The organism is Candidatus Erwinia dacicola (genome assembly GCF_001756855.1).
GTDB lineage: Bacteria > Pseudomonadota > Gammaproteobacteria > Enterobacterales > Enterobacteriaceae > Erwinia > Erwinia dacicola.
In genome coordinates this window covers 1-3,612 of record NZ_MAYS01000359.1, presented here as the reverse complement: position 1 = coordinate 3,612, position 3,612 = coordinate 1, and the positions used below count along the sequence as shown (strand labels likewise).

Annotated in this window: 6 protein-coding genes; 2 read left to right on the top strand and 4 right to left on the bottom strand. The window is 54.2% G+C overall.

The annotated features are described in order from the left end of the window. The coding region (locus BBW68_RS10240) for an integrase core domain-containing protein (protein WP_148127629.1) at window positions 1-214 on the top strand (214 nt) is incomplete at its 5' end. 87 nt (window positions 215-301) lie between these two features. Here the strand turns inward: BBW68_RS10240 and tpiA are convergent. Beyond that, window positions 302-1,081, bottom strand: coding sequence for a triose-phosphate isomerase (gene tpiA / locus BBW68_RS10235; protein ID WP_070135280.1), 780 nt, complete (start codon window positions 1,079-1,081; stop codon window positions 302-304). 118 nt (window positions 1,082-1,199) lie between these two features. After that, window positions 1,200-1,793, bottom strand: coding sequence for a DUF1454 family protein (locus BBW68_RS10230; RefSeq protein ID WP_070135279.1), 594 nt, complete (start codon window positions 1,791-1,793; stop codon window positions 1,200-1,202). A 91-nt stretch (window positions 1,794-1,884) separates the two neighbouring features. On the opposite strand from BBW68_RS10230, the gene BBW68_RS10225 reads away from it, so the two are divergent. Then, window positions 1,885-2,328, top strand: coding sequence for a DUF805 domain-containing protein (locus BBW68_RS10225; protein ID WP_070135278.1), 444 nt, complete (start codon window positions 1,885-1,887; stop codon window positions 2,326-2,328). Here the strand turns inward: BBW68_RS10225 and fpr are convergent. Next, entirely contained in the window at window positions 2,319-3,065 is a 747-nt protein-coding gene (fpr, locus tag BBW68_RS10220) for a ferredoxin--NADP(+) reductase (RefSeq protein ID WP_070135277.1), read from the bottom strand. The genes BBW68_RS10225 and fpr overlap by 10 nt on opposite strands. A gap of 307 nt (window positions 3,066-3,372) precedes the next feature. After that, the coding region (locus tag BBW68_RS10215; RefSeq protein ID WP_070133556.1) for an integrase core domain-containing protein at window positions 3,373-3,612 on the bottom strand (240 nt) is incomplete at its 5' end.

The following is a 3,612-nucleotide window of genomic DNA, read 5'->3' as shown; positions in this document are numbered from 1 at the left end:
GCAGAGTATGAGTCGACGGGGAAACTGCTGGGATAACGCCCCTATGGAGCGGTTCTTCCGGAGCCTGAAGACCGAATGGGTGCCGACGAAGGGCTATAACAGCTTCAGCGAAGCCCAGGGCGCGATAATCCGCTATATAACGGGATATTACAGCGCTATCAGGCCCCATTGGTATAACGGTGGTCTGACGCCCAACAAATCTGAGCGGCTGTAGTACTTACAGTCTAATGCTGTGGCCAGTATTAGTTGACCACTACAATTAGCGGTGATTCTCTGGGGAGATCCCTCAGCCCGGGAGGGGCTAGGAGAGATCGTCAGGCTTTTTTGCCGCGGCAGCGGCTTTAACGATTACCGCGAAAGCGTCGGCTTTCAGTGATGCACCACCCACCAAGGCACCGTCGATATCCGGCTGAGCAAACAGCTCTGCCGCGTTTTTGTCGTTGACGGAACCGCCGTACTGGATGATGACCTGAGCGGCCACAGCAGCATCTTTCTTCGCGATATGGTTACGGATAAAGTTGTGCACGGCCTGAGCTTGCGCTGGAGTTGCTGATTTACCGGTACCGATGGCCCAGACTGGCTCGTAAGCCACAACCACGCCATTGAACGCGTCAGCGCCTTGGCTGTTCAGTACGGCGTTAATCTGACGTGCGCAAACTTCTTCGGTTTTGCCCGCTTCGTTTTCAGCTTCGGTTTCGCCGATGCACAGCACCGGGGTCAGGCCAGCGGCTTTCAGCACGGCAAATTTTTTTGCGATCAGCTCGTCGCTTTCCGCGTGGTAGATACGGCGCTCAGAGTGACCAATGATGATGTACTCTGCGCCAAGATCTTTCAGCATGTCAGCAGAAACTTCACCGGTGAAGGCGCCAAACAGGTTAACGTCGACGTTCTGCGTACCCAGAACGATGTGGCTACCAGAAATGGCGTGTTTAGCCTGATCCAGATACATCACAGGCGGAGCAATCGCTACGCCACAACCATCAACGCCGCTCAGCTCGGTACGCAGACCGGCGATCAGCTCGTTGACCATCTGTTTGTTACCGTTCAGTTTCCAGTTACCCATAACTAATGGATGTCGCATTCTATCCTCCACGCTTTGAGATTATTAAAGCTGCCAACTGGCAGCATTGTCTGCCAGACAGTATAGAGATCAAACATCGCAAAGGCTTTGCTTTTCGTCATCCTTTGCGCATCAGCTCTCAGGGGGCAGCCAGCGCCAGCTTCAGCGGCTCGACGGCAAACGTCAGCCCTTTTTCGCCATTATCAGTAACGATATAGCGCAGCGCTCCTTCGGTTTGCTGGAAATATCGGGAGCCTTTACCCTTTGCCAGCAGGTTATTGACGCGCTTCAGGCACTGTTCGTTGCTTAACATCGGCTCAAAATAGCGCATAAACGCGGTCATATACGCCAGCGCTTTGTCGCGCGAGGCTTTTTGCTCAGACCCAGGGATTGGTAGCCAAGTAATCTGCAACGTTTTGACTTTGCCGGTGCCGTGCTCCAATGCTGTTGAGGAGTAAAGATTTTCGTTGATCTTGCTGGCAGCACGCGTCAAATTGCTTTTGTCGCCGCTGCTGTCAATGGCGCGATATTCACTCAACGGTAACGTTGTGTTGGCAGCATTATAATTTTCGCGAAATTGGCCGATAGTCATATCAAAGGTAGGTGAACCCGCCTGCAAATACGAGGCTGCCGGCAGATGTTCGGTTCGCGCCTGTGGCTCAGGAGCTACGTGAGCCACCGCGAAGGTCATGGTGGTTAGCAGTGCAATCCCTGCCCATCGTGCATTCTTCATTTCATCGGCCCTAACCAGTAAACTCAGCTTAAGATTAAAACGGACAATGACCGGTAAAGTCAAAGGCACATAGAACTCTGAGATAAAAATAATGACCTTACAACAGTGGTGTTTCTCATTTCGTGGCCGACTGGGACGGCGCGACTTCTGGATATGGCAGATCACTTGGCTGCTGCTCCTAGTATTGTTGTTTACTATTGCCGGTCAAGGCCTAGTCGACACGCAGAACGCTGCGGTCTGCGTGGTGGCGCTGCTGTGGCCGAGTAGTGCGGTGCTGGTCAAGCGGCTGCATGACCGCAATAAAGGCGGGCAGTGGGCGCTGCTGCTGGTGTTGGGCTGGATGCTGATGGCCGGACACTGGGCAATGCTGCCCAGCGAGGCGCAGTGGCTGGTGAGGCACTTTATCCCGACGCTAATCCTTGTCAGTATGCTGGTGGAGCTGGGAACCTTTGCTGGCACGCCCGGCGATAACCGTTTTGGTAAACCGGCGCAGTCAGTGGCATTTCTGCGCCAGCGGGCGGTTGACTACCAGTAGTGTTCGCTGGTCATATGGCCTGGCTTACGCTTGAGGTGTTTGCGCATGCCGCGCGTCTCCTTCAGCACCAGCTGAGTGTCGTGCACCATTTGCGGGTTACCGCACAGCATGACGTGGCAGGTTTCCGCATCAATTGTCAGCCCGGTAGCGGCTTCCAGCTGGCCGCTCTCAATCAGGGCCGGGATGCGGCCGGCCAGTGAGCCCGGGCTCTCTTCGCGGCTGACCACGGTCTGGATCTGCAGCTGGCCGTTGTAGCGCTGCTGCAGCTCCTGCATCTGCGGCAGATAGCTGAGGTCCTGCGCATAGCGTGCCGCGTGCAGCAGCACAATATTCTCGAAGCGCTCCAGCCCTTTACCCTCCTCTAGAATCGACAGATAAGGGCCGATGGCGGTGCCGGTTGCCAGCATCCATAGTTTTTTACACTCGGAAATTTCGTCGATGACGAAGAAGCCCTGTGCGTTCTGGGTAATCATCACTTCATCGCCTGGTTCCAGCGCGTGCAGACGCAGGCTGAGCTTTCCTTCAGGCACCGTCACTAGGTAGAACTCCAAGCTCTCATTGCTGGGAGCGTTGACGAAGGAGTAAGCGCGCACCACGCGTTCACCGTCGATTTCCAGCGACAGTTTTGCGTACTGACCGGCGATGAAAGGGGCGATGGGGGCGTTGACGATCAGGCTAAATAAACTGTCGGTCCAGTCGATCACTTTACTGACGCGGGCATTGACCCAAACGGCCATAAAAAAGTCCTTAATTCATTTGCAACATCATTAGCGTCTCTGCGGCTATCTTCGCCAGCTGTTGCGACTTTTTCCAGCCGCTGGCCGATGCAAAAGCTCGTATCGACAAAGTATGAGCACTATATAAACGTAGTGTAAAAATTTATTTACAGCCGCGCCCGCTTTTGCTGACAGCGCGGCGTGTGCTATTTGCTGTCGCCCCCTCGCGCTGTCACGCGATCCTGATGTTTTCAGGGCACTGTTGCAAAGTTATTGATGAGTTAACCTTTCGTGTTATTGAAAGGTCTTATCTTTCAAAGACTAGTGGTCAACTAATACTGGCCACAGCATTAGACTGTAAGTAGTACAGCCGCTCAGATTCGTTGGGCGTCAGACTGCCGTTATACCAGTGGGGCCTGATAGCGCTGTAATATCCCGTTATATAGCGGATTATCGCGCCCTGGGCTTCGCTGAAGCTGTTATAGCCCTTCGTCGGCACCCATTCGGTCTTCAGGCTCCGGAAGAACCGCTCCATAGGGGCGTTATCCCAGCAGTTTCCCCGTCGACT

Bases quoted from the DNA above. Each gene is read 5' to 3' on its own strand.
- BBW68_RS10225 (WP_070135278.1), top strand. From the start codon at position 1,885: ATGACCTTACAACAGTGGTGTTTCTCATTTCGTGGCCGACTGGGACGG.
- BBW68_RS10230 (WP_070135279.1), bottom strand. From the start codon at position 1,793: ATGAAGAATGCACGATGGGCAGGGATTGCACTGCTAACCACCATGACC.
- tpiA (WP_070135280.1), bottom strand. From the start codon at position 1,081: ATGCGACATCCATTAGTTATGGGTAACTGGAAACTGAACGGTAACAAA.
- fpr (WP_070135277.1), bottom strand. From the start codon at position 3,065: ATGGCCGTTTGGGTCAATGCCCGCGTCAGTAAAGTGATCGACTGGACC.